Source organism: Phaeobacter italicus (assembly GCF_001258055.1).
GTDB classification, from domain to species: domain Bacteria; phylum Pseudomonadota; class Alphaproteobacteria; order Rhodobacterales; family Rhodobacteraceae; genus Phaeobacter; species Phaeobacter italicus.
The window spans coordinates 423,164-441,910 of record NZ_CVRM01000022.1; the positions used below are offsets into that span (position 1 = coordinate 423,164).

At 61.2% G+C, this 18,747-nt stretch carries 19 protein-coding genes; 13 read left to right on the forward strand and 6 right to left on the reverse strand.

The features are described from left to right. Positions 1–48 precede the first annotated feature (48 nt). Complete coding sequence (gene sseA / locus NIT7645_RS10825) at positions 49–900, forward strand: 3-mercaptopyruvate sulfurtransferase (protein WP_008560098.1); 852 nt, start codon at positions 49–51, stop codon at positions 898–900. Continuing rightward, the gene (locus NIT7645_RS10830) at positions 900–2,084 is read left to right on the forward strand and encodes an amino acid aminotransferase (protein ID WP_008562206.1); all 1,185 of its coding nucleotides are present in this window, start codon (positions 900–902) and stop codon (positions 2,082–2,084) included. The genes sseA and NIT7645_RS10830 overlap by 1 nt, the downstream gene beginning before the upstream one ends. Before the next feature lie 168 nt (positions 2,085–2,252). On the opposite strand, the gene NIT7645_RS10835 is transcribed toward NIT7645_RS10830, so the two are convergent. Together NIT7645_RS10835 and NIT7645_RS10840 are read right to left on the reverse strand one after the other, a co-directional pair. Next, positions 2,253–3,584: an ammonium transporter AmtB gene (locus NIT7645_RS10835; RefSeq protein ID WP_008561021.1), complete on the reverse strand. Its 1,332-nt coding sequence runs from the start codon at positions 3,582–3,584 to the stop codon at positions 2,253–2,255. 26 nt (positions 3,585–3,610) lie between these two features. Beyond that, complete coding sequence (locus NIT7645_RS10840) at positions 3,611–3,949, reverse strand: P-II family nitrogen regulator (protein ID WP_008558947.1); 339 nt, start codon at positions 3,947–3,949, stop codon at positions 3,611–3,613. Positions 3,950–4,207: 258 nt separating this feature from the next. Here NIT7645_RS10840 and NIT7645_RS10845 point away from each other — a divergent pair, with 258 nt between their 5' ends. Further along, the gene (locus NIT7645_RS10845) at positions 4,208–6,454 is read left to right on the forward strand and encodes a transglycosylase domain-containing protein (RefSeq protein WP_037303067.1); all 2,247 of its coding nucleotides are present in this window, start codon (positions 4,208–4,210) and stop codon (positions 6,452–6,454) included. A 101-nt stretch (positions 6,455–6,555) separates the two neighbouring features. Here the strand turns inward: NIT7645_RS10845 and NIT7645_RS10850 are convergent, their stop codons facing one another. Continuing rightward, positions 6,556–7,164, reverse strand: a complete 609-nt coding sequence (locus tag NIT7645_RS10850; protein ID WP_008558830.1) for an MlaC/ttg2D family ABC transporter substrate-binding protein — start codon at positions 7,162–7,164, stop codon at positions 6,556–6,558. Next, positions 7,154–7,933, reverse strand: a complete 780-nt coding sequence (locus NIT7645_RS10855) for an MlaA family lipoprotein (RefSeq protein WP_037302672.1) — start codon at positions 7,931–7,933, stop codon at positions 7,154–7,156. Before NIT7645_RS10855 ends, NIT7645_RS10850 begins: the two co-directional genes overlap by 11 nt. Before the next feature lie 182 nt (positions 7,934–8,115). Here NIT7645_RS10855 and NIT7645_RS10860 point away from each other — a divergent pair, with 182 nt between their 5' ends. The 6 genes from NIT7645_RS10860 (at position 8,116) to NIT7645_RS10885 (ending at position 14,026) form a co-directional block, all read left to right on the forward strand. Next, positions 8,116–9,849: a type I secretion system permease/ATPase gene (locus NIT7645_RS10860; RefSeq protein WP_008559971.1), complete on the forward strand. Its 1,734-nt coding sequence runs from the start codon at positions 8,116–8,118 to the stop codon at positions 9,847–9,849. Then, positions 9,846–11,150, forward strand: coding sequence for an HlyD family type I secretion periplasmic adaptor subunit (locus NIT7645_RS10865; protein ID WP_008559288.1), 1,305 nt, complete (start codon positions 9,846–9,848; stop codon positions 11,148–11,150). Before NIT7645_RS10860 ends, NIT7645_RS10865 begins: the two co-directional genes overlap by 4 nt. A 123-nt stretch (positions 11,151–11,273) precedes the next feature. Then, on the forward strand, positions 11,274–11,732 hold the full coding sequence (locus tag NIT7645_RS10870) for a RidA family protein (protein ID WP_008562435.1): 459 nt from the start codon (positions 11,274–11,276) through the stop codon (positions 11,730–11,732). After that, complete coding sequence (locus NIT7645_RS10875; protein ID WP_050687052.1) at positions 11,729–12,502, forward strand: glycerophosphodiester phosphodiesterase family protein; 774 nt, start codon at positions 11,729–11,731, stop codon at positions 12,500–12,502. Before NIT7645_RS10870 ends, NIT7645_RS10875 begins: the two co-directional genes overlap by 4 nt. Before the next feature lie 46 nt (positions 12,503–12,548). Next, on the forward strand, positions 12,549–13,736 hold the full coding sequence (locus tag NIT7645_RS10880; RefSeq protein WP_050687055.1) for a GNAT family N-acetyltransferase: 1,188 nt from the start codon (positions 12,549–12,551) through the stop codon (positions 13,734–13,736). Then, positions 13,733–14,026: a 4a-hydroxytetrahydrobiopterin dehydratase gene (locus NIT7645_RS10885; RefSeq protein ID WP_008561695.1), complete on the forward strand. Its 294-nt coding sequence runs from the start codon at positions 13,733–13,735 to the stop codon at positions 14,024–14,026. The genes NIT7645_RS10880 and NIT7645_RS10885 overlap by 4 nt, the downstream gene beginning before the upstream one ends. Positions 14,027–14,135: 109 nt before the next feature. On the opposite strand, the gene NIT7645_RS10890 is transcribed toward NIT7645_RS10885, so the two are convergent. Beyond that, positions 14,136–14,624 carry a peroxiredoxin gene (locus tag NIT7645_RS10890; RefSeq protein ID WP_008560365.1) on the reverse strand — a complete coding sequence of 163 codons (489 nt, stop codon included), beginning with the start codon at positions 14,622–14,624 and terminating at the stop codon, positions 14,136–14,138. A gap of 125 nt (positions 14,625–14,749) precedes the next feature. Here NIT7645_RS10890 and NIT7645_RS10895 point away from each other — a divergent pair, with 125 nt between their 5' ends. The 4 genes from NIT7645_RS10895 to NIT7645_RS10910 all read left to right on the forward strand — a co-directional run bounded on the left by NIT7645_RS10895 (position 14,750) and on the right by NIT7645_RS10910 (position 17,712). Further along, positions 14,750–15,961, forward strand: a complete 1,212-nt coding sequence (locus NIT7645_RS10895) for an NAD(P)/FAD-dependent oxidoreductase (protein WP_008561582.1) — start codon at positions 14,750–14,752, stop codon at positions 15,959–15,961. After that, positions 15,958–16,512 (forward strand): 16S rRNA (guanine(966)-N(2))-methyltransferase RsmD, encoded by a 555-nt coding sequence (rsmD, locus tag NIT7645_RS10900; protein WP_008561380.1) that lies wholly within the window; start codon positions 15,958–15,960, stop codon positions 16,510–16,512. Before NIT7645_RS10895 ends, rsmD begins: the two co-directional genes overlap by 4 nt. A gap of 24 nt (positions 16,513–16,536) precedes the next feature. Then, a complete protein-coding gene (locus tag NIT7645_RS10905; protein WP_008561460.1) occupies positions 16,537–17,199 on the forward strand; it encodes an HAD family hydrolase in 663 nt (220 codons plus the stop codon). 189 nt (positions 17,200–17,388) lie between these two features. Then, on the forward strand, positions 17,389–17,712 hold the full coding sequence (locus tag NIT7645_RS10910; protein WP_008562945.1) for a YgdI/YgdR family lipoprotein: 324 nt from the start codon (positions 17,389–17,391) through the stop codon (positions 17,710–17,712). A 110-nt stretch (positions 17,713–17,822) separates the two neighbouring features. Here the strand turns inward: NIT7645_RS10910 and map are convergent, their stop codons facing one another. Further along, positions 17,823–18,632, reverse strand: a complete 810-nt coding sequence (gene map, locus NIT7645_RS10915) for a type I methionyl aminopeptidase (RefSeq protein WP_008559721.1) — start codon at positions 18,630–18,632, stop codon at positions 17,823–17,825. Positions 18,633–18,747: the final 115 nt, after the last annotated feature.

The window sequence follows — 18,747 nt, forward strand, 5'->3', positions numbered from 1 at the left end:
CGGTCGGTTGTACTGCTTCGACAGCTTACATGACAGGAGGCGGTAATCGTGGACGATCCCAAAACGCTTGTGTCGACAGACTGGCTGATTTCACATCTCAAGGATCCGGACCTACGGCTTCTTGATGCGTCCTGGTACATGCCGCACGAAGGCCGCGACGCCAAGGCCGAATATGAAGCCGCCCATATTCCCGGCGCCCGTTTCTTTGACATCGACGATATCGCCGATAACCGCTCGGATCTGCCGCATATGATGCCCCCGGTCGAGAAATTCATGTCCCGCCTGCGGGCCATGGGGGTGGGGGACGGCCATCAGGTGGTGGTCTACGACGGCTCTGGTCTGCGTTCCGCCGCGCGGGTGTGGTGGATGTTCCGCCTCATGGGGCAGACCAATGTTGCCGTGCTGGATGGCGGCTTGCCCAAATGGCAGGCCGAGGGCCACCCGGTTGAGGATCTGCCGCCAGTGATCCGGGATCGCCACATGACGGTGCGGGTGCAAAACCATCTGGTGCGCGATGTGACGCAAGTGTCCTCCGCAGCCAAGCTCGGTGACCACGAGATTATCGACGCACGAGCAGCAGAACGCTTTCAGGGCGCGGTTCCCGAGCCACGAGAGGGTCTGCGTTCGGGCCATATTCCCGGCTCGCGCAATGTGCCCTTTACCAGCCTGCTGAACAGCGATCAGACCATGAAATCGCCGGACGAGCTGCGCGCTGTTTTCGAACGCGCCGACGTCGACCTCGGCAAACCAGCCATTACCACCTGCGGGTCAGGTGTCACCGCTGCTGTCCTCAGCCTCGCGATGGAGCGTTTCGGCAAGACCGATCATGCGCTCTATGACGGCTCCTGGACCGAGTGGGGCGCCTTCCCGACACTGCCCGTTGCAACCGGAGAAGCCTGATGTTCGAAACCCTGAAACCCCAGCCAGCGGACAAGATCCTGGCGCTGATGCAGATGTATCGCGACGATCCGCGCGAGACCAAGATTGATCTTGGCGTGGGCGTCTACAAGAACGCCGAAGGGGTGACGCCGGTCATGCGCGCCATCAAGGCGGCAGAGCACAAACTCTGGGAAGAGCAGACCTCTAAATCCTATGTCGGTCTGGCAGGTGATCCGGCCTATTCCGATGCGATGATCAAGCTGATCCTGTCCGACAGCGTTGCGCGCGGCAACATCGCTGCTGCGGCGACACCGGGGGGCACCGGCGCCGTGCGCCAGGCGTTTGAACTGATCAAGATGGCCAACCCGGGTGCTCGCGTTTTTGTGTCGAACCCGACCTGGCCGAACCATATTTCGATCCTGAACTATCTCAACATCGAAACGGTCGCCTATCGCTACTTCGACCGCGAAACCTGTGGCGTCGATTTCGACGGTATGGTCGCGGACCTGAAGACGGCCAACAAAGGCGATGTGGTCCTGCTGCATGGCTGCTGCCACAACCCGACGGGTGCCAACCTCAACATGGTGCAGTGGCAGGAAGTTGTCGCGATCCTGAATGAACGCGGTCTGATCCCGATGATCGACATTGCCTATCAGGGCTTTGGCGATGGTCTGGAGGAAGACGCCCAGGGTGTGCGCTATGTTGCGGCCAATACGCCCGAGTGTCTGATCGCGGCCAGCTGTTCCAAGAACTTCGGCATCTACCGTGAGCGTACGGGTCTGTTGATGGCGGTGTCTCAGGACGCAGGCGCACAGGCGTTGAACCAGGGCACCTTGGCCTTCCTCAACCGTCAGAACTATTCCTTCCCGCCGGATCACGGCGCGCGTCTGGTTTCGATGATCCTGAACGACGACGCGCTGCGGGCCGATTGGGCCGCAGAGCTGGAAGAGACCCGTCTGGGCATGCTGACCCTGCGCCAGCAACTGGCCGATGAACTGCAGCGCCTGACCGGTTCTGATCGTTTCGGCTTCCTCGCACAGCACCGCGGCATGTTCTCGCTTCTGGGCACCTCGCCAGAGATGGTGGAAAAGATGCGGGCCGACAGTGGCATCTACATGGTGGGCGACAGCCGGATGAACATCGCGGGCCTGAACACGCAGACCGTGCCGATCCTGGCACAGGCGATTGTCGACGCTGGCGTCTGACGCAGCTCACAGGGGCATTCGCTCTGAGCCAATCAAAACGCCCCGCATTGTCGGGGCGTTTTTCGTATCGGGCGTTCAGACTTTCGATGCGAATGCGGGACAAGCGGCACAGACAAAGACGGCCCCCGTTTCCGGGGGCCGCATCGTTGTGTTCAGGATGTGATGGGATCAGCTGGGAGAGAACTCCGGGTAGGCTTCCATGCCCAGCTCGGCCATATCCAGCCCGTTGATCTCGTCTTCCTCATCCACGCGGATGCCGGTGACTGCGCGCAGGATCAGCCAGACAACCGCAGAGGCGATCACCACGAAGAGCGCGACAACAACGATACCGGTGAGCTGAGTGATCAGGCTGGCATCGGGGTTGGTCAGCACCACGGCCAGCGTGCCCCAGATACCGGCAACCAGGTGCACCGGGATGGCGCCGACGACATCGTCAATCTTCATCTTGTCCAGCATCGGGACAACAAACACCACGATCACGCCGCCAACAGCACCGATCAGGGTGGACATGCCAAGGCTCGGGGTCAGCGGCTCGGCGGTGATCGACACCAGACCAGCCAGCGCACCGTTCAGAACCATCGTCAGGTCAGGCTTCTTGAACAGCAGCTGGGTCAGCAAAAGCGCGGCTACGGCACCACCTGCTGCAGCGGCATTGGTGTTGGCAAAGATGCGGCTGACGTCGGCAACATCACCCACGCTGCCCATGGCAAGCTGGGATCCACCGTTGAAACCGAACCAACCGAGCCACAGGATAAAGGTGCCGAGGGTCGCCAGTGCCAGGTTCGAGCCGGGCATCGGGATGGTCTTGTCGCCCTTGTACTTGCCCAGACGCGGACCAAGGATCAATGCGCCGGTCAGAGCGGCCCAACCACCGACAGAATGCACAACGGTAGAACCCGCAAAGTCGAGGAAGCCCATCTCGTCGAGGAAACCACCACCCCACTTCCAGCTGGCCTGCAGCGGGTAGATCACAGCGGTCAGCACGATGGTAAAGATCAGGAAGGGCCACAGCTTGATGCGCTCCGCCAGGGTGCCGGACACGATGGATGCGGTGGTCGCACAGAACATCAGCTGAAAGAAGAAGTCGGACCCGGTAGAGGCATAGGAATAGTCGTCGGCCTGTTCTGCGGTGATGCCGACGGCTTCCAGAACACCGGGACCCCAGACGCCAGACAGCACGCCGTCAATGGACCAGGTGCCAAGCGGATACATCAGATTGTAGCCGATCAGATAGTAAAAGATCGCCGCCAATGAGAAGAGCGCGACGTTTTTGGTCAGCTGCATGGTGACGTTCTTGGACCGAACAAGGCCCGCCTCGAGCATCGCAAAACCTGCAGCCATCCAAAAGACGAGGAAACCGCCGATCAGGAACAGGAGCGAGTTGAGGATAAAAACGCTATCGGTCGGAACCGCTGCCGGCGCTGCGGCCTCTTGTGCGAGCGCAACGCCCGGCGCGGCCAGCGCGCTGATCGCCGCAAGGGATAGTGTGGATTTTCTCATGATGTGTTTCCTTCCTTTACGGGCGCTCAAAGCGCATCGTGATTGGTTTCACCGGTGCGCACGCGAACGGCCTGTGCGACATCCAGGACAAAAATCTTGCCGTCACCGATTTTGCCGGTACGGGCGGTTTGGGTGATGGTGTCGACTACCTGATCGGCCAGACTGGAGGGCACCACGAGATCAAGCCGGACCTTGGGCACGAAGTTCACTTCGTACTCTGCGCCGCGGTAGATTTCGGTATGGCCTGCCTGTGCGCCAAACCCTTTGATTTCGGTGACCATCAGCCCGGAAACGCCGATGGAGGTCAGCGCTTCGCGGACCTCCTCCAGCTTGAAAGGCTTGATGGTTGCTATGATCATTTTCATCCCAGAACCCCTGTCGCGTTGTCTGCATCTGAACTGTTTGCACCTGCAGCAAATCGGCAGATCCGAGTCGGTGGAATGTTCGGGGGGCTGATTCACGGCGATGCCGCAGGGGCGAGCCTAAAAAATAGGCGGCCTTTCGCCGGTGCGCCTAAAAAACACCCGGCGTGTTGAGGGAATTTGCCCAAAATCTGCCCCTCAACAAAGCGGCGGCGACGCTGTATTGTGCGCAAAACGGGCAAACCGGGCAGGATCTGGAAGATGGCACAAGGAACGCGGCGTCGGCCTCTGGTCGCAGACAAACGCTATGCGAGTTCAGGGCGGGGCGCACAGTCCAAGCCCGCCGCGCGCACGCGCAAACCCCGCGCCAAAGCGGCAGGCAAGGCCCGCAAGGGGGGCTTTTTCGGGCTCTTTGGTCAGCGCAAGGCGCGTGAGGGTGGTTCGGGCGGTGGTGGGCGTGGGCCGCGCAAACCCAAGTCGGCGCTTGGTCGGCTGGTGTGGCTGTTGCTGACACCTTTCCGCTGGGCCTTCCGTCTTGCTTGGGGCTTTACGTGGCGGATCGGGATGATTTCGATTGCGCTGGTCGGCCTCGCGGTGGGGTATCACTACCTCAAATTGCCTGAGGCTTCGGCGCTCCTGGATGGCCGGGCACGTGGTTCCGTCACGCTGACGGACCGCAATGGCGAGGTCTTTGCCTGGCGCGGCGATCAGTTTGGCGGTGTCGTGACCGCTGATACCGTCTCCCCCTTCCTCAAGAACGCGATCATCGCGACCGAGGATAAACGTTTCTATCGCCATTTCGGGGTCTCCCCCCGTGGTGTGGCGAGCGCTGTGCGCATCAACCTGCGCGAGGGCCGCGGCCCTCTCTCCGGGCATGGCGGCTCTACCATCACTCAGCAGACGGCCAAGCTCCTGTGTCTGGGCGTGGTCTATGACCCTGATGAATGGGAAAGTGAACGCGCCTATGAACGCGACTGTCGCCAGGGCTCTCTTTGGCGCAAGGCCAAGGAAGCCATCTTTGCGATGGCAATGGAGGCGAAATACACCAAGGACGAGATCCTATCGATCTACATGAACCGCGCCTATCTTGGTGGCGGTGCCTACGGGGCAGAGGCGGCAGCGCAGCGCTATTTTGGCAAGTCGGCCAATCAGGTCAACGCAGCCGAAGCGGCCATGATGGCAGGCCTGTTGACGGCTCCGTCCACGCTGGCGCCCACAAACGACCTGCAACGCTCGCAGGATCGCGCCGCCACCGTTTTGCGCCTGATGCAGGAGCAGGGCTATCTGACCACGGCGGAAATGCGCTCAGCTCAGGACAATCCGGCCGTCCTGAGCGAAGCCGCCGCCGCCCGGGCCGGTGGGTATTTTGCCGATTGGGTCATGGACACAATCCCTGATTTCTTTGGCTCGGAAACCACCGAAGACGTGGTGATCCGCACCACGTTGGATCAACGTCTACAGCGCGCAGCCGAAGAGGCGCTGGCGCATGTCTTTGAAACAAAGGTCCGCGAAGGCTCCAAAGCGCAGGCCGCGATTGTCGTGATGAGCGCAGATGGCGCGGTGCGCGCTATGGTCGGCGGGCGCAAGACGCGGGTGTCGGGGGTCTTCAATCGCGCCACACAGGCCCAGCGTCAAACCGGATCAGCCTTCAAGCCATTTGTCTATGCCACCGCGCTAGAGCTGGGCTATTCACCGCTGGATCGTGTGCTGGACGCCCAATATTGCCTCGACATTCCCGGTTCCGGCCAATGGTGCCCGCAAAACTATACCCGTAAATTCTATGGTGAGGTTACGCTCGCGCGGGCATTGCGCGACTCTCTCAATGTGCCGGCTGTCAAGGTTTCAGAGGCGGTCGGGCGCGACCTGGTGCGCCAGGTGGCGGGTGACTTTGGCCTGAAAAGCGAACTGGCCGCTGGCCCCGCTCTGGCGCTTGGCGCATCGGAAAGCACGCTGATCAACATGACGGGCGCCTATGCCGGTATTCTGAACGGTGGCTCTTCGGTGACACCTTATGGTGTGACAGAGTTGGCACTGGTCGGTGACAGCACCCCTCTGATGGGGGCAAGCGGTGGCCTGGGCGAGCGGGTGATCCAGACCAAGGCCGCCCAGGAACTGATCTGGATGATGGAGAAAGTGGTCTCTGAAGGCAGTGGCAAACGAGCCCAGATCCCCGGCTGGCAGGCTGCGGGCAAGACGGGCACCACCCAGGCCGCCCGCGATGCGTGGTTCGTTGGGTTCACCGCCGACTATGTTGCCGGTGTCTGGATGGGCTATGACGACAACACGCCCTTGTCCGGCGTGACGGGGGGCGGGTTGCCTGCTGATATCTGGCGCGAGGTCATGGTGCGGGTGCATGATGGGCTGACCCCCAAACCCCTGCCGATGACCGCTCCCAAGCCGATCGCACCACCGCCCCAACCCGAACCCCAGCGTCGCCAGCGCCCGAATGTCGGGCAAGAGCTGGGCCGCGCGGTAGACAGTCTCCTGCGCGATATCTTCGGGAACTGACCCAGGCCCCAGCCACGATCACAAACCCAAGCACAAAAAAAGGCCCCGGCAATCACCGGGGCCTTTTTGGTTTTGCACGTCCGCTGCCCGGTTCGGGGGCGTCAGCTCAGGCGCTTCAGTTCTGAAATCAGGCTGTCGATGTCGCCTTTGTTGCGGTCCAGAATGGCACCGATTTCGGTGCGTTCGGTCAGCAAGAGGTTCACGCCTTCGATGAACATGTTGAAGAACTTGTCGCGGCCGGATTTGTCGGACACCAGAAAGGTGACTTCAAACGGGGCCTGCCCCTGCAGTTTGGCAATCGACTTGATTTCATAGCCGGCCTTGATCTTGCGCGCGGATTGCACCTCGACGGAACCGCCGATGAATTCGCGGAAGCGGCGGCCGTATTTGGTCGCGATGTAGCCCTGGAACGCTTGGGTAAAGGCCTTCATCTGGCTTGCGCTTGCCCGGCGGCTGTCGACCCCCAGCGCGTAGCGGGCCATGATGTTCACATCCGCATAACGCACAAAGATCTTTTCAAAGTCGCGGATCATCGCGCTTTCGGACTTGCCGGAGGCGATGACCTTGTTGATATCGCCCACAACGCTGCCCACAAGGGTGCGCGCACCAGCTTCAGTCAGGGCGAGCAGTTTGGCAGGCAGGGCCGCAAGCGCCAGCCCGGCCAGACCGGTTGCGATGAAGGTGCGACGGGTCAGAAAATTACTCGGCATAGATGTCCTCATAAGGATCGGAGTAGGGATCACCATAGACCCCTTCAAGTTCGCTCTGGTCTTGACCCAATTCGAAGCGGCGGTTCTGCAGATAGATCAGGCGGGCCTGCGCATAGCTGTCGGCGCTTTCGTAAAGGATCGAGTCAATTGTGTCGGAATATGTGCCACGATCCCCGAGCCGGCGCACGACCTCAGCATAGATGCCGATGTTGTCGGCCGGATTATGCCGAGCGTAGCTGATCGGGTTGGTAAAGAAATCCACCAGAATGCCCGCACCATCGCGCGCAGTGGAGGGGCCAAAGAACGGCAACTCCACATAGGCACCTTCACCGACGCCCCAGACATGCAGTGTTTCACCAAAATCGGTGTCCACGCGCGGCATGTTGAAATCAGAAGCCGGATCACCCAGACCACCAATGCCGAACACCGTGTTGACGGCAAAGCGGGACATAGCGATCCCGGCTTCCTTGAGGTTGCCCTGCAGCAGCGCATTCACGGCCTGGCCGGGCATCGAAATGTTCTCGGCAAAGTTGTTGAACGCGCGCACCATATCCTTGGGGACAACCGCAACATAGCTTTTGGCCGCCGGGCGAAAGGCATAGCGGTCAACATTGCGGTTGAAGTTGTGAACAGAGCGGTTGCTGTTTTCGTAAGGGTCAAACACCTCGCCAGAGGCGCGCGAGACAGAATCCTGCGTCGCACAGCCTGCAAGCGCCGCGCTCATCGTTACCATGGCCATCATCAAAAAGGGTCGCAGCGGAAAAGTCATTCGCTCGGAGTCCATTATTTTACTGTGGGTGCGATGTGGTCCCACTTATAAAGTTTCTGAGCCCTGCCTAGTGGGGGACTCGGTTTGTTTACCGACTTGTGACAGATATGGAACAGATCCTGCTGACACCTTGGCGCTAAGCGGATACATAGGGCATTTTTAGAAGGAAGTGCAGGCCTGTCATGATGAAATCACTTCATAAGGCCGGGAGCGACGAGTTACGCGCCCATCGCCGCCGCAGTCGGGGGCTTTATTGGGCGGTTGGCATATTCAGCTTCTTTGTGAACATGCTGATGCTGACCGGTCCGCTCTACATGATGCAGGTCTATGATCGTGTTCTTGGCAGCCGCTCGGTCGAGACGCTGCTGGCGCTGTCACTTCTGGTGGTCTTTCTCTACGGGCTGATGGGGGTGCTGGACTATGCTCGGGGTCGTATTCTCGCCCGGATCGGCGCGCGCTTTCAGGCGGGTCTGGATCAGCGGGTGTTTGATGCGATGATCCGTCGTTCCGCCGTGGCACCCGATCCGGTCGCCCAAACCGGCCTCAGCGATCTGGAGTCGGTTCAGCGTCTGATTGCTTCGCCTGTGCTGGGGGCGGCTTTTGATCTGCCTTGGACGCCATTGTTCCTGCTTGGCATTGCCCTGTTTCATCCGTGGCTGGGCCTGTTGGCCCTTGGCGGCGGAGCGGTTCTGATCGCCATCGCAATCATCAATCAGATCCTGTCGCGCGGTCCTCTCCTTGAGGCGGCCCGCTCAGGCCATCGGGCCAACTTGATGTCCGAGGAAATTCGCACCGAAGCCGAGGTGATCCAGTCCATGGGCATGCGCCAGGCGGCATTTGAGCGTTGGAAGCAGGGGCGCGATGCCGCCCTTGGCGACAATGTGGCCGCCAATGACATTGGCGGCAGCTTTACGACGCTGACCAAGACACTCCGCCTGTTTCTGCAATCGGCGATGCTGGGTCTTGGCGCATATCTCGTGCTGCAAAATCAGGTGACGGCAGGGGCGATGATCGCAGGCTCCATCCTGATGGGGCGGGCTCTTGCGCCGATCGAGCTGGCGCTGGGGCAATGGGCGATGGTGCAGCGCGCCCTGAAGGGTTGGCGCAACCTCGCCGAGCTGCTGACCACCGTACCGGAAGAGAAAGAGCGCACCGCGCTGCCAAAACCTCAGGCCAAGCTGGAAGTGCAGGCGCTGGCGGTGATCCCTCCGGGTGACAACCGTCCGCAACTGCGCAACGTCAGCTTCCGGGTAGAGCCGGGGCAGGCGATCGGTGTCATCGGGCCTTCGGGGTCAGGCAAGTCCACGCTGGCACGCGCCCTGACCGGGGCATGGCGCCCGGCGGCGGGGACTGTGCGGCTTGATGGGGCCTCCATCGACCAATATGCACCAGAGGTGCTGGGACAGAACATCGGCTACCTGCCGCAACGGGTCCAGCTGTTTGAAGGCACGATTGCCCAGAACATCGCCCGTCTGTCCACAGCCCCGGACGCCCAAAAGGTGGTGGAGGCCGCCAAAAAGGCCGCGGCACATGATATGATCGTGCGCCTGCCCGAGGGCTATGACACTCGCATCACCGCGGGAGGGGGGCGGCTTTCTGGTGGACAGATGCAGCGGGTGGCGCTGGCGCGCGCCCTTTATGATGACCCGGTGATCGTCATATTGGATGAACCGAATTCAAATCTCGATAACGACGGATCGGTGGCGCTCAACAACGCGATCCGTCAGATGAAGGCCGAAGGACGCTCTGTTCTGATCATGGCGCACCGTCCTGCCGCGATCCAGGAATGCGATCTGTTGCTGGTCGTCGATCAGGGGATTCAGACCGCCTTTGGCCCCAAAGACAAAGTGTTGCGGGAAATGGTCGCCAACCATCAGACCATCCAGCAGTCCACCGGCGCAGGAGGTGTGCGATGAACAGCCAGCAAACATGGTCCGCACGTCGTCCGCTGATTGTGGGCGTTATTGGGGTGCTGGTTCTGATCGGTGGTTTTGGCACTTGGTCTGTTGCCACCTCCATCGCGGGGGCCATCGTTGCCTCGGGGCGGATCGAGGTGGATCGAAACAGGCAGGTCGTGCAGCACCTCGATGGCGGTATCGTGCAAGACATCCGCGTGGACGAGGGGGACACCGTCGAGAGCGGGCAGATCCTTTTGCAACTGGATGCGCGGGAGCTGCGCTCGCAATTGGCAATCACGGAAGGGCAGCTGTTTGAGCTGATCGCCCGCCGCGCCCGGCTGGAGGCAGAGCGCGACCGCGCCGAAACCATCACCTTCGACCCCGAACTGGAAACAGCAGCCAGGAATAGTGCCGATGTGCGCGACTTGATGCAGGGGCAGACACGGTTGTTTCTGGCCCGGCGTGATTCAGTGGCGCGCGAGATCGAACAGCTGGAAAAGCGCCGCGCCCAGATCAGCAACCAGATCACCGGGATCCAGGCCCAACAGGCCTCGCGCCGCACCCAGCTGGAGCTGATCCGCGAGCAACTGGAAAACCAGCAGTCCCTGCTGGATCGCGGGCTTGCACAGGCGGGCACCGTGCTGTCGCTTCAGCGCAGCGAGGCGGATCTGCAGGGCTCATTGGGGGAGCTGATCGCAAGCGAGGCACAGGCCGAAGGCCGGATCACGGAGATTGATATCGAAATCCTCAAACTTGGTACCCGCCAGCGAGAGGAGGCGATCAGCCGTCTGCGCGATCTGCGCTATCAGGAGCTGGAGCTGGCAGAAACGCGCCGCACCCTGCTGGATCGTCTGGAACGCCTGGACATCACGGCACCTGTGTCCGGCGTCGTCTATGGCCTGCAGGTCCATACCCCTCGCTCTGTCATCCGGGCGGCCGAGCCGGTGTTGTACATCGTCCCCCAGGACCGCCCGCTGGTCATTGCCGCGCAGGTGGCGCCCACGGACGTCGATCAGATCTTTGTCGGCCAGCCTGTCACCCTGCGCTTTCCGGCGCTGGATCAACGCAGCACGCCCGAACTCTTCGGGGCGGTGCAGCAGGTTTCTGCAGATGCCTTTGAGGATCCAAATACGGGGATCTCCTATTATCGGACGGAAATCGCGCTGGATCCGGGGCAGATCGACCGCTTGCCGGAAGGTACGGCCCTCATTCCGGGCATGCCGGTCGAGGGCTACATCCGCACCGCCGATCGTTCTCCGCTGGCCTACCTGGTAAAGCCGCTGACGGACTACTTCGTCCGCGCCTTCCGCGAGAGCTGAGCCGCAGGACCGTCCGGCGGCGGTCAATCGTCGCAAATCACAGGCGGAAGGGCCGAATTTCGTCTTTCCGCCTTTACACTTCCCGGTTAGCGTTCGTCCAAATCGTTTCAAAGGACCAAGACAATGGATATCGAAGCCAAACTCAAAGAGCTGGGGATCGAACTGCCTGCAGCTCCCGCACCGGCCGCAAACTATGTGCCCTACGTGGTCGCAGGTGACATGGTCTACATCTCCGGCCAGATCTCTGCTGATGCAGGCGGGCTGATCACCGGCAAACTGGGTGCAGACATGGATGTCGCCGCCGGTCAGAAAGCTGCCCGCCAATGTGCGATCGCGCTTCTGGCTCAGCTCAAGGCCGCATGCGGTGGCGATCTGAACCGGTTGAAGCGGGTTGTGAAACTGGGGGCCTTCGTGAACTCCACCGATAGCTTTACCGACCAGCCGCAGGTTGTGAACGGCGCGTCTGACCTGATGGTCGAAGTGCTGGGGGACGCGGGCCGTCATGCCCGCTCTGCGGTCAGCTCGCCTTCGCTGCCGCTGGGTGTCGCGGTCGAAATCGACGGCGTGTTCCAGATCGCATGACCATGAAACTGCCAGACGCCTTTGTGCGCACCCCGATCACGCATCGCGCGCTGCATGATGTGACGGACGGTCGCCCCGAAAACAGCCGCGCCGCCATGCGCGCCGCCATCGAGGCAGGCTATGGGATCGAAATGGACCTGCAACTGTCGTCGGATGGCCGCGCGATGGTGTTCCACGACTACGGGCTCAAACGTCTGGCAGAAGGCACCGGGCTGGTGGCGGATTACACCCGCGACCAGCTGCGTGCCATTCCCCTGAAAGGGGGCGATGGAGAGTGCATTCCTGATTTTGCAGAAATCCTTGAGCTGGTGGATGGGCGCGTGCCGCTGCTGATCGAGCTCAAGGACCAGGACGGCAACATGGGCTCCGACATCGGCACGCTTGAGGCAGACACCGTGCGCCAATTGCAGGGCTACACGGGTGAGGTGGCGCTGATGTCCTTCAACCCCCATTCGGTGGTTGAACTGGCCCGTCTGGCCCCGGATCTGCCGCGTGGCATTACCACCAGCAGCTATCAGGCCAAACACTGGCCCGAACTGACGCCAGAGGTCTGTGACCATCTGCGCGAGATCCCTGATTTTGACCGGTCCGGGTCGTGCTTTATCAGCCACGAGGTCGCTGATCTCGCCAGCCCCCGCGTTGCAGAGCTGCGCGCCAAGGGGGTTCCGATCCTGTGCTGGACCGTGACCTCTGCCGCGATGGAAGAAGAGGCGCGCAAAATTGCGCATAATGTCACCTTCGAGCGGTATCTTTCTGATATCTCGGCTTGATCCCTTCCGCGGCGGACCCAGATACTGTCTGTCGCGGAGGAATTGAATGGAACAGGCGCAGATCGAAATCGCGGTTCTCGGTGCGCTGTCGCAGGTGGCGGCAGCCGACTGGGACGCCTGCGCCTGCCCGGAGGCCGCCGATGGTGGTGCGCCTCTCGATCCCTTTACCACCCATCGTTTCCTGAGCGCGCTGGAAGACAGCGGTTCGGTTGGGCCCGGAACCGGCTGGCAGCCACAATATCTGACAGCTCGCCAAAACGGAGAGCTGATTGCCTGCGCGCCGATGTACGCCAAATCCCACAGCCAGGGCGAATATATCTTCGACCACAACTGGGCCCACGCCTATGAACGGGCAGGGGGGCGCTACTATCCAAAGCTGCAGATTGCCGCGCCGTTTACCCCAGCCACGGGCCGGCGGTTTCTTGTCAAACCCGGCTTTGACGGGATCGGCCAATCGGCACTGGTGCAGGGCGCGGTGCAGCTGGCGGCAGACAACCATGTCTCCTCGCTGCATGTGACCTTCTGCACAGAGGACGAGGCCAGGATCGGTGCGGAGATGGGGTTGATGGCCCGCATCACCCAGCAGTTCCACTGGTTGAACGAAGGCTATGGCAGCTTTGATGGTTTTCTGGCCGCGCTGTCATCGCGCAAGCGCAAGACCATCCGCAAGGAACGCGCGCAGGCGCAAGGCTTCGGCGGGGAAATTCGGGCCTATCATGGGGCGGATCTGCGCGCCGAGCACTGGGATGCCTTCTGGACCTTCTATCAGGACACAGGGGCGCGCAAATGGGGCTCTCCCTACCTGACGCGGGCCTTTTTCGACATTGCCCATCAGACGATGGCTGACGACATGGTGCTGATTCTGGCTGAACGTGACGGTGTGCCCGTCGCGGGTGCGTTGAATTTCCTAGGCCGCGACACGCTTTATGGCCGCTATTGGGGCTGTAGCGAACACCACCCCTGCCTGCACTTTGAATTGTGTTACTATCAGGCCATCGATCAGGCGATCAGCCGTGGCCTGTCAAAGGTCGAAGCTGGCGCGCAGGGGGAACACAAACTGGCGCGCGGGTATCTGCCAGCCCAGACCCACAGCCTGCACTGGGTTGGGGATCCGGGCTTTGCTGATGCCATCGCCCGCTACCTCGAGGCCGAGCGCAGTGCCATCGAGGAAGAGATCGAAATCCTGACCGACTACGGTCCGTTCCGCAAAGCGCATGTGGAGGAACAACAATGACAGAAATCCTATCCGCCGCCACCCGAGGCCCCTTGCTTGACCCGCTGTTCAGCGCGGGCTGGAAAGAGGTGGACGGCCGCGACGCCATCGAAAAAACCTTTGTCTTCGACAGCTTTGTCGACGCCTTCGGCTGGATGACCCGCGCGGCGATCTGGGCCGAAAAATGGGATCACCATCCCGAATGGTCCAACACCTACAACAAGGTCAAGGTGGTGCTGACCACGCATGATGTCGGCGGGCTCAGCGCGTTGGACGCCAAACTTGCCCGCAAGATGGAAAGCCTGCTTTAGGCGCGGTCGCAGACTGCCCCGGCCAGCTGCTATTCTGGCCGACCAAAATATAAGAAAGGCGCGGATCCTGCCGCGCCTTTTTCGTGTTCCTGGGGCTGGACAGCAGGGCTCAGCCCATCGCGTCCAGCAGGCCCTCACCAGCGGACAGTTCACACTGACCGGGGTTTTCTTCTGCATTCATGATGGCGACCTCGCCGTCCTTGACCAACATCGCATAGCGCAGCGATCGACCGACCAGACCCACGGCAGGCGCATCAAGCCGCATGCCAATCGCATCGGTAAAGCCGCATTCCGCATCCGACAACATGGTGATGCCCGCAGCATCTGCGCCGGTTGCCTCGGCCCAGGCTTTCATCACAAAGGGATCGTTCGCCGCGATGCAAATGATCTCGTCCACACCCTTGGCCGCCAGCGCGTCCTTGCTGCGGATAAAGCTGGGAACATGGGCAGAGTGACAGGTCGGCGTAAACGCCCCCGGCACGGCGAAAATCGCAACTGTGCGCCCCTTGGTCAGGTTAGCCATGTTCACCTGCTCCGGGCCCTCGGCCCCCATGCGGGTCAATGTCGCCTCTGGCAGGGTCTCTCCGACGGAAATCATGATCTGTTCCTCTCCCATGATTGTGTTTTATATCCCCTCACATATAGGGTCGGGCAGCAACCTTGCCAGAGGGTTGCGCAGCCACAGACCACAAAGCAAGACAGCAAAAAGAGAGAGGGCCGCCAATGACCCATTTCGTCGTAATCGGAGCCGGGCAGGCAGGCGCGTCTCTTGTGGCGCAGTTGCGCAAGCAGGGTTTTGAGGGCGAGATCACCCTCATCGGCAGCGAACCGGTCGTCCCCTATCAGCGCCCGCCGCTGTCCAAGGCCTATCTGCTGGGCGAAATGGGGCTGGAACGGCTCTATCTGCGCCCCGAAAGCTTCTATGCCGACAATAATATCACTCTGAAACTGGGCCATGAGGTGCAGGCGATTGACCCGGCGGCCAAGACCGTGACCCTCGCGGATGAGGTGCTGCATTACGACCAGCTGGCGCTCACCACCGGGTCCAGCCCGCGTCGCCTGCCCGCCGCGATAGGTGGCGATCTGCAGGGCGTTTATGTCCTGCGCGATCTGGCGGACGTGGACGCGATGGCCCCGGTTGTAAGGGAGGGCGCGCGCACTCTGATCGTGGGGGGCGGCTATATCGGTCTTGAGGCCGCAGCCGTCTGCGCCAAACGCGGGGTTTCTGTCACGCTGGTGGAAATGGCCGACCGCATCCTGCAGCGGGTCGCGGCCCCCCAGACCTCCGACTATTTCCGCGCGCTGCACAGCGGCCACGGTGTCGATATTCGCGAAGGCATCGGCCTTGAACGGCTGGAGGGCGAAGACGGCACCGTCAAACGCGCCGTGCTCAGCGATGGCAGCACGGTTGAGGTGGATTTCGTCGTGGTCGGCGTCGGCATCACCCCGGCCACATCCCTGGCCGAGACCGCAGGGCTGACGATTGAAAACGGCATCAAGGTGGATGAACACGGGCGCACGTCGGACCCGGCGATTTGGGCTGCGGGCGACTGTGCATCCTTCCCGTACCGCGGCAGCCGCATCCGGCTCGAAAGCGTGCCCAACGCCATCGATCAGGCAGAGGTCGCGGCCCGGAATATGCTCGGCGCTGAAGAAACCTATGTGGCCAAACCGTGGTTCTGGTCCGACCAATACGACGTCAAACTGCAGATTGCAGGGCTGAACACGGGCTACGACAATGTTGTCACCCGTCAGGGCAGCGATGGTGCGACGTCCTTCTGGTATTACACGGGCGATCAGCTGGTGGCGGTGGACGCGATGAATGATCCCCGCGCCTATATGGTGGCGAAACGTCTGATTGAGGCAGGGCGCACCGCCGACAAGGGCGTGGTCGCTGATCCAGAGGCGGATCTGAAGCCGCTTTTGCGCGCATGAGGATCATCGCGGGAGAGTTCCGTGGCCGCGCGCTGACCAGTGTGGGCAAGGGGGACGCCGGCGCCCATCTGCGCCCCACCACTGACCGCGTGCGCGAAAGCCTGTTCAACGTGCTGAGCCATCTGGTCGATTTCGACGGGCAGCGGGTGCTGGATCTCTTTGCAGGTACGGGTGCGCTGGGGCTTGAAGCGCTGTCGCGCGGCGCTTCGGAGGCGGTATTTGTGGACGATGGCCGCGTCTCGCAGGGGCTCGTCACCAAGAACATCGATCTCTTGCGCATCAAGAATCGCGCGCGGCTCATCCGTCGCGATGCCACCCGCCTGCCGGTCAATGATGGCGCGCCGTTTGACGTGGTCTTTCTGGATCCGCCCTATGGCAAAGCTCTCGGTCAAAAGGCCCTGGCGGCGGCCGTCAAAGGCGGCTGGCTCGCACAGGATTCGCTGGTGGTCTGGGAAGAAAACAGCCCCATGCAGGCCCCGGATGGCTTTAGCCTGCACGACAGCCGCAAATACGGCGACACCCATGTAACGTTGCTGTGGCACGAGAGATGAGCAGACAGCAAAAAGGATAGGACCATGCCGACCACATACCCCACGCCAAAACTGGTGATTTTTGATTGTGACGGTGTGCTGGTCGATAGTGAAACGCTCAGCAATCAGGTTCTTGCCGATAACCTGGCGCGCTACGGTCTGCATCTGTCCCTTGCGGAATGCATGGATCTCTTTGTTGGGGGCACCATGGCCGAGGTCCGCCAAAAGGCGATCGCGCGTGGCGCAGACCTGCCTGCGGATTGGGTTGCAGAGGTCTACGAGGAAACCTATGCCCGCCTGCGCCAGGGCGTCTCGCTGGTGCCTGGGGTTTCGGATCTTTTGGCCCTCCTGCAAGAGCGCGGCATTGCCTTCTGCGTGGCCTCCAACGGCAGCGAGGACAAGATGCGCATCACCCTTGGTCAGAACGGCCTGTGGGAGCTGTTCCACCCCCATGCGATGTTCTCGGCCCACACGCTCAAGACCGGCAAACCCGACCCGGATCTGTTCCTTGCCGCGGCCTGTCATTTCGACGTTCAGGCCCGCGATTGTCTGGTGGTTGAGGACAGCGAAAATGGCGCCATCGCAGCCGCCCGCGCCGGTATGCGCTGTCTTGGTTTTGACCCGCACGGCAAAGGTCTGCGCCTGACGCGACACAACGCCGAACATATTACCACCATGACGCAGGTGCCCTATCTGATCGGATTGTGACGGAAACGCCGTTGGAAACGACGGTAGGCAGGCTCATCTCTCGGAAAAGACTGAAAAATATCCCAATCGTCTTTATTCAACATTTGTCAACCACAGATTGTGTAGTATGCCATGCACAAGACCCGCGCAGGCCCTTGCGCATGGGTCCGACACAACAAAAAGACGAACCATCAAAGACTAGGGACAGTCATGAAAACCAAACTTACCATCGTCGCAGCCGCCGCTGCGCTGACCCTGAGCGGCTGTGTCTCCCCCGACGTGGTCACCAAGACCCAGGTGGGTGACAGCAAACTGACCTGCGGCGAGATTGAAACCCAGCTGGTCCAGCTGGAAGAGATCCGCGCAGAAGCCAAGAAAGGCAAAACCGTCTCCGGCGCAAACGTCGCGGCTGCCCTGCTGTTCTGGCCTGCGATCATCGGCAACCACGCCAATGCCACCGAAGCGCTGGCCGCCGCAAACGAGCGCCACGAAGTGCTGGTTGCACTGGCCAACAAGAAACGCTGCAAATTCTGATCGCTTGGGCCGGGCCTGCGTCCGGCACCAGACAGGTTGGACCGCAAAGGTCACAAACCAAAAAGGGGCGCGCCAATCGGCACGCCCCTTCTTTGTGGGGATATGGCCCCTTACCCGTAGGTCGGATGAAACTTGCCGCCCGGTGACAGGGTGAAAATCTCGGCCCCGTCCGCGGTCACGCCGACCGAATGTTCAAACTGGGCCGACAGGGATTTGTCGCGCGTCACGGCAGTCCATTCATCGGCCAGAATCTTGGTCTCTGGACGGCCCAGGTTCACCATCGGCTCAATGGTAAAGAACATGCCTTCTTCCAGAACGGGGCCGGTGCCGGGGCGACCATAGTGCAGCACGTTTGGCGGCGCGTGGAACACCAGACCCAGACCATGACCGCAGAAATCGCGCACGACGCTCATGCGCTGTGCTTCGACATAGGATTGGATCGCATGACCGATGTCGCCAAAGGTGTTGCCGGGTTTGACCGCCTCGATCCCCTTCATCAGTGAGTCATGCGTCACCTGAATCAGCCGTTCGGATTTGCGCGACAGCTTGCCTGCGACATACATCCGGCTGGTATCCCCGAACCAGCCATCAACGATGACGGTGACGTCGATGTTGAGGATATCGCCATCCTTCAGCTTCTTGTCACCCGGAATCCCGTGGCAGACCACATGGTTCACGCTGATGCAGCTGGCGTGCTGATAGCCCTTGTAGCCGATCGTCGCCGAGGTGGCCCCGGCGTCTTCCACCATCTTGGTGATGAGACGATCGATTTCACCGGTGGTCTGACCGGGAAACACATGCTCTGCGATATCATCAAGGATCCGCGCAGCCAGCGCACCGGCAGCGTGCATGCCGGCAAAATCGCCGGGCTCATAAATACGGATGCCGTCTTTGGTCGTGCGGCCGTCTTTCGATCTCATCTGGCGGGGCTCCATCGGGTGTCTTTGGGATAGCTATGTAAGGGGTTCACAGCCAAAGGGCCAGAGCCACGGCCGCACCGCAGGGGGAACTTTTGCGCGCGAATGGCGTTTTTCT

Bases quoted from the DNA above. Each gene is read 5' to 3' on its own strand.
- NIT7645_RS10830 (WP_008562206.1), top strand. From the start codon at position 900: ATGTTCGAAACCCTGAAACCCCAGCCAGCGGACAAGATCCTGGCGCTG.
- NIT7645_RS10895 (WP_008561582.1), top strand. From the start codon at position 14,750: ATGACCCATTTCGTCGTAATCGGAGCCGGGCAGGCAGGCGCGTCTCTT.
- NIT7645_RS10845 (WP_037303067.1), top strand. From the start codon at position 4,208: ATGGCACAAGGAACGCGGCGTCGGCCTCTGGTCGCAGACAAACGCTAT.
- rsmD (WP_008561380.1), top strand. From the start codon at position 15,958: ATGAGGATCATCGCGGGAGAGTTCCGTGGCCGCGCGCTGACCAGTGTG.
- NIT7645_RS10855 (WP_037302672.1), bottom strand. From the start codon at position 7,933: ATGACTTTTCCGCTGCGACCCTTTTTGATGATGGCCATGGTAACGATG.
- NIT7645_RS10890 (WP_008560365.1), bottom strand. From the start codon at position 14,624: ATGATTTCCGTCGGAGAGACCCTGCCAGAGGCGACATTGACCCGCATG.
- NIT7645_RS10870 (WP_008562435.1), top strand. From the start codon at position 11,274: ATGGATATCGAAGCCAAACTCAAAGAGCTGGGGATCGAACTGCCTGCA.
- NIT7645_RS10880 (WP_050687055.1), top strand. From the start codon at position 12,549: ATGGAACAGGCGCAGATCGAAATCGCGGTTCTCGGTGCGCTGTCGCAG.
- NIT7645_RS10865 (WP_008559288.1), top strand. From the start codon at position 9,846: ATGAACAGCCAGCAAACATGGTCCGCACGTCGTCCGCTGATTGTGGGC.
- NIT7645_RS10910 (WP_008562945.1), top strand. From the start codon at position 17,389: ATGAAAACCAAACTTACCATCGTCGCAGCCGCCGCTGCGCTGACCCTG.
- map (WP_008559721.1), bottom strand. From the start codon at position 18,632: ATGAGATCGAAAGACGGCCGCACGACCAAAGACGGCATCCGTATTTAT.
- NIT7645_RS10905 (WP_008561460.1), top strand. From the start codon at position 16,537: ATGCCGACCACATACCCCACGCCAAAACTGGTGATTTTTGATTGTGAC.
- NIT7645_RS10840 (WP_008558947.1), bottom strand. From the start codon at position 3,949: ATGAAAATGATCATAGCAACCATCAAGCCTTTCAAGCTGGAGGAGGTC.
- NIT7645_RS10885 (WP_008561695.1), top strand. From the start codon at position 13,733: ATGACAGAAATCCTATCCGCCGCCACCCGAGGCCCCTTGCTTGACCCG.
- NIT7645_RS10875 (WP_050687052.1), top strand. From the start codon at position 11,729: ATGACCATGAAACTGCCAGACGCCTTTGTGCGCACCCCGATCACGCAT.
- NIT7645_RS10850 (WP_008558830.1), bottom strand. From the start codon at position 7,164: ATGCCGAGTAATTTTCTGACCCGTCGCACCTTCATCGCAACCGGTCTG.
- NIT7645_RS10835 (WP_008561021.1), bottom strand. From the start codon at position 3,584: ATGAGAAAATCCACACTATCCCTTGCGGCGATCAGCGCGCTGGCCGCG.
- NIT7645_RS10860 (WP_008559971.1), top strand. From the start codon at position 8,116: ATGATGAAATCACTTCATAAGGCCGGGAGCGACGAGTTACGCGCCCAT.